Consider the following 4,949-nt stretch of genomic DNA (forward strand, 5'->3'; position numbering starts at 1 on the left):
GAAGCGGTTTATTTCGACCACGATCCCGAGGAACTGAAAGAGATCGCCAGCCGTGCCTCAAGCCTTGGCGCGGAGCGCTTCGTGCTGGATGACGGCTGGTTCGGCGTGCGCGACGATNACACGCGCGCGCTGGGGGNCTNGGCCGTGGNTGCGCNCAAATATCCNGACGGGCTGACCCCGCTGATCGAGCATGTCCGGAGCCTGGGCATGACCTTCGGCCTGTGGTTCGAACCCGAGATGGTCAACAGTGACTCCGATCTCTTCCGGGCGCATCCCGACTGGGTGCTTGGCCCTGATGATCAGGTCATGGGCCGTCAGCAACTGGTGCTGGACATGAGCCTGCCGCAGGTGCGCGACTACCTCTTCGACCGGATGGCCGACATCCTCAGCCGGAACGACATCGACTACATCAAGTGGGACCATAACCGGGTGCTGCCCGTGCCGTCCGCCGCCCAGACGCGCGGAACGCTGGCGTTGCTCACCCGCTTGCGTTGTGCCTTCCCGGAGGCGGAGATCGAAAGCTGCGCCTCGGGCGGCGGGCGGATCGACTTTGGAATTCTGGAGCATACGCAGCGTGTGTGGCTGTCCGACAGCAACGACGCGCTGGAGCGTTTGCGCATTCAGCACGAAGCCGCCCTGTTTCTGCCCATGGCAGTCACGGGAAGCCATGTAGGCCCCCGGCGCTGCCATACGTCGGGGCGCAGCCATGACATCAGGTTCCGCGCCTGGGTCGCGGCGCAGCGACACATGGGGTTCGAGATGGACCCCCGCGAGCTTACCGACGAAGAGGCAGAGGTCCTGCGGGACGTGACCGCTTGGTGGAAGGAGAACCGCGACTGGCTGATGCGCGCGGATATCCTGCGGCTCAACAGTGCCGATCCTAGCGTTCTGGCCGAACAGCATATGGCGCGGGACGGCGTGGGTTTCGTGGTTTTCGCGGGCAAGGGCGCGACCTCTTCGCAGATCGCCCCGCGCCCGCTGCCCCTGACCGGGTTGGTGCCTGACGCCATCTACCGCATCGACCTGATCAACCGGGAAGATGCGCCGGGCCTGTCGCGCGGGGATCAGAAATTAAAGTCCGGCCCCCTTGAACTTTCGGGGGCGTTCCTGATGAACCACGGGCTGACCCTGCCGTGGAGTTTTCCCGAGACGATGTGGGTCGTGAAAGGAGAACGCAGATGACCGACGACCGCCGCAGCCGCGCATGGTACGGCATGATCGACAAGGACGGGTTCACCCGGCGGTCATGGATGAAGAACCAGGGTTTTCCGGATCACGTGTTTGACGGTCGGCCCGTCATCGGCATCTGCAACACATGGTCGGAACTGACGCCCTGCAACTCGGGCCTGCGCGATCTGGCCGAAGGCGTGAAGCGCGGCGTCTGGGAGGCCGGGGGCTTTCCGGTCGAATTCCCGGTGATGAGCCTTGGCGAGACGCAGATGAAGCCCACAGCCATGCTGTTCCGCAACCTGCTCGCCATGGACGTGGAGGAATCGATCCGCGCCTATGGGATCGACGGGGTGGTGCTGCTGGGGGGCTGCGACAAGACCACGCCGGGGCAGCTCATGGGCGCGGCCTCGGTTGACTTGCCGTCGATCGTCGTCTCTTCGGGGCCGATGCTGAACGGCAAATGGAAGGGGCGCGATCTGGGTTCGGGCACCGATCTGCGCAAGTTCGCCACCGCGGTGAAGGCGGGCGAGATGACGCTGGCGGATTTCATGGCCACCGAAAGCGGGATGAGCCGGTCGAAGGGCGTATGCATGACGATGGGCACGGCCTCCACCATGGCCTCGCTGACCGAAGCGATGGGCATGGCGCTGCCAACCAATGCAGCCCTGCCAGCGGTCGATGCCCGCCGCATGGCCCTGGCACATATCACCGGGCGGCGCATCGTCGAGATGGTCGAGGAGGATCTGCGCATCTCGAAGGTATTGACCCGCGAAAGTTTTGAGAACGCGATCATCGCCAATGCCGCGGTGGGCGGTTCGACCAATGCGGTGATCCATCTGCTGGCGCTTGCCGGTCGCGTGGGCATCGAACTGGACCTGTCCGATTTCGAGATCGGCAGCGGTATTCCCCTGCTGGTGAACTGCATGCCGTCGGGCAAATACCTGATGGAGGATTTTTGCTATGCCGGGGGTATGGCCGCCGTGCTGGCAGAGGTCGCCCATCTGCTGCGGCCTGCCCGCACGGTACTGGGCGGGGATATCGCGGCCTATCATCAGGGGGCCGAATGCCATAACCGCGATGTGATCCGACCCTTCGACGACCCGCTGAAACCCGCCGCGGGGCTGCGCGTGCTGCGCGGCAACCTCGCGCCGCGGGGGGCGATCGTCAAACCGTCCGCGGCGACGGACGACCTGCTTGAGCATGAAGGCGAAGCGTATGTTTTCGACAGCATCGAGGAGTTGAAGGCCAATATCGACCGCGACGACCTGCCGGTGACAGCCGACACGATCCTCGTGCTGAAAGGATGCGGGCCGAAGGGCTATCCCGGGATGCCCGAAGTCGGTGACATGCCCTTGCCCGCCAAGCTCGTCCGGCAGGGGGTGCGCGATATCGTTCGCATTTCGGATGCGCGCATGTCGGGCACCGCCTTCGGCACCGTGATCCTGCATGTCGCGCCCGAAGCGCATGACGGGGGGCCGCTGGCGATGGTGCAGACGGGCGACCGCATTCGCGTTTCGGCACAGGCGGGTACGCTCGATCTGCTGGTGTCAGAGGCGGAACTGAAAGAGCGCCGCGCGGGTTGGGTGGCCCCCCCGCCGCACTACACACGGGGCTACGCCAAGATGTACGTCGATCATGTGTTGCAGGCGGACCGGGGCGCGGACCTCGATTTCCTCGTGGGCAAGGACACCCGCCCCGTCACGCGGGAAAGCCATTGATGAATCCGCTGGCCACATTTCATGACCTTGATGGTCAAAGCGTCTTTATCACCGGCGGCGGATCGGGGATCGGCGCGGCGCTGACGGAAGGGTTCCTCCGGCAAGGTGCGCGGGTCGCCTTTGTTCAGCGGTCCGACGCCACCGCGTTTTGCGACGAGATGGAGGCCCGCCACGGGCGCAGGCCGCTGTTCCTGCAATGCGACATCACGGATGTGGCGCGGCTGCGTTCCTGTATCGAAGAGGCGGGGGAGGCCCACGGCCCGGTGCGCGTTCTCATCAACAATGCCGCGAACGACAAGCGGCATGAGACGGAGGATGTAACGGAGGCTTTCTGGGACCAATCCCAGGCCATCAACCTGAAAGCCTATTTCTTTGCCTGTCAGGCGGTGATCCCCTGCATGCGCGCGGCGGGGGGCGGGGCGATCGTGAACTTCACCTCCATCAGCTACATGATGGGGAACACGGGCTATCCCGCCTACACGACGGCCAATGCAGGCATCAATGGCATGACCCGCAGCCTCGCCCGGGAATTCGGCCCAGACGGCATCCGCGTGAACGCGCTTGCACCCGGCTGGGTGCTGACCGACAAACAGAAAGACATGTGGGCAACGCCCGAGGCGCTGGCCGCGCATCTGGAACGCCAATGCCTGAAGGATCATCTGGCCCCACAGGACATTGTGGCGGCGACGCTGTTCCTTTCTTCGGGGGCGAGCCGGATGATGACGGGTCAGGTCATGGTCGTGGATGGTGGCGTGGTGGTGACGGGATGAGTGACGGCAAAGCGGCATGGGTGGCGGTGGACTGGGGCACCTCGAACCTGCGCGCCTGGGTCTTGGGTGCGGGGGGTGAGGTTCTGGCGACGTCTCGCGCACCGGCGGGGATGAACAGCCTCGACCCCGATGGGTTTGAGCCGGCCTTGCTGGATTTGTTGGGCCCCTGGCTCGGTTCGGAGCGTTTGCCGGTCATCGCCTGTGGCATGGTGGGCGCAAAACAGGGCTGGCACGAAGCGCCCTATGCCGCGGTTCCATGCGCGCCGCCTGCACTGGCACAGGCGGTGCGGCCCCGGGTGCGGGACCGGCGGCTGGATGTGCGCATCCTGCCCGGTGTCAGCCAGCTTTCGCCTCCCGACGTGATGCGGGGGGAGGAAACGCAGATCGCGGGCTACCTCCGCAGCGATCCAGATTTTGACGGTGTGTTCTGCCTGCCCGGCACCCACAGCAAATGGGTTCATGTGAGCGCGGGTGAGATCGTAAGCTTCCGGACCTTCATGACGGGGGAGCTGTTCGACCTGCTGGCCCGCCAGTCGGTGCTGCGCCATTCCGTATCTCAGGAAGATGGCTGGGACGATGCGGCGTTTCTCTCTTCGGTGGATGACATGATGTCGAACCCGCAGCGGCTTGCGGCCCGTCTTTTCGGCCTGCGGGCGGGCGCGCTGTTGGAAGGGACAGACCCCGCGCGCCTCAGGGCACGGCTTTCGGGCCTGCTGCTGGGGATGGAGATCGCGGGCGCACGGGATTACTGGCTGGGCCGGGATATCATGCTGATCGGCGCGCCGACGCTGACGGCGCGCTACCGGACCGCGCTGCAGGCGCAGGGAGCGGCGGTGCGCGAGACCGACGGGGCCGACATCGTTCTGGCGGGGCTGAGTGCCGCCTATGCGGAGGCATCCGCATGAGCAGGCATATCATCGCCATTCTCCGCGGTATCACCCCGCAGGAGGTGGCAGGCGTGGGCGACGCGCTGGTCAGTGCCGGGATCGACAGGATCGAAGTGCCGCTGAACTCCCCCCAGCCCTTCCGGTCAATCGAGGCGCTCGCCCAAGGGTTCGGGCATCACGCCATGGTCGGGGCGGGTACGGTTCTGGACCCGCAGGATGTGGACCGGGTGCGCGATGCCGGGGGCAGGCTCGTGGTCTCGCCCGACTGCAATCCTGCAGTCATCGAACGGACGAAGACGCTCGGCCTTGCCTCCTATCCCGGGGTGGCCAGTCCGACGGAATGTTTCACCGCCCTGCGGCATGGGGCGGACGGGTTGAAGTTTTTCCCGGCCTTCCTGACCGGC

The 4,949-nt window shown here is 65.5% G+C and carries 4 protein-coding genes and 1 pseudogene; all 5 read left to right on the top strand.

Translation table 11 applies throughout. The annotated features are described in order from the left end of the window. Nucleotides 1-1,182 (top strand): alpha-galactosidase (locus A3764_RS19540; RefSeq protein ID WP_150122320.1); only part of this gene is annotated, 1,182 nt, incomplete at its 5' end. Beyond that, nucleotides 1,179-2,888, top strand: coding sequence for an IlvD/Edd family dehydratase (locus tag A3764_RS19545; protein WP_067925487.1), 1,710 nt, complete (start codon nt 1,179-1,181; stop codon nt 2,886-2,888). The genes A3764_RS19540 and A3764_RS19545, both read left to right, overlap by 4 nt. Then, nucleotides 2,888-3,658: an SDR family NAD(P)-dependent oxidoreductase gene (locus A3764_RS19550; RefSeq protein ID WP_067925489.1), complete on the top strand. Its 771-nt coding sequence runs from the start codon at nt 2,888-2,890 to the stop codon at nt 3,656-3,658. The genes A3764_RS19545 and A3764_RS19550 overlap by 1 nt, the downstream gene beginning before the upstream one ends. After that, nucleotides 3,655-4,563, top strand: coding sequence for a 2-dehydro-3-deoxygalactonokinase (locus A3764_RS19555; RefSeq protein WP_067925491.1), 909 nt, complete (start codon nt 3,655-3,657; stop codon nt 4,561-4,563). Before A3764_RS19550 ends, A3764_RS19555 begins: the two co-directional genes overlap by 4 nt. Then, a pseudogene (locus A3764_RS19560) lies at nt 4,560-4,949 on the top strand (2-dehydro-3-deoxy-6-phosphogalactonate aldolase); the annotation flags it as partial. The gene A3764_RS19555 and the pseudogene A3764_RS19560, both read left to right, overlap by 4 nt.

The organism is Sulfitobacter sp. HI0129, assembly GCF_001635395.1.
Classification (GTDB): domain Bacteria; phylum Pseudomonadota; class Alphaproteobacteria; order Rhodobacterales; family Rhodobacteraceae; genus Sulfitobacter.

What these genes read in the sequence shown, in the direction of transcription:
- A3764_RS19550 (WP_067925489.1), top strand. Translation starts at nt 2,888, where the DNA reads ATGAATCCGCTGGCCACATTTCATGACCTTGATGGTCAAAGCGTCTTT.
- A3764_RS19545 (WP_067925487.1), top strand. Translation starts at nt 1,179, where the DNA reads ATGACCGACGACCGCCGCAGCCGCGCATGGTACGGCATGATCGACAAG.
- A3764_RS19555 (WP_067925491.1), top strand. Translation starts at nt 3,655, where the DNA reads ATGAGTGACGGCAAAGCGGCATGGGTGGCGGTGGACTGGGGCACCTCG.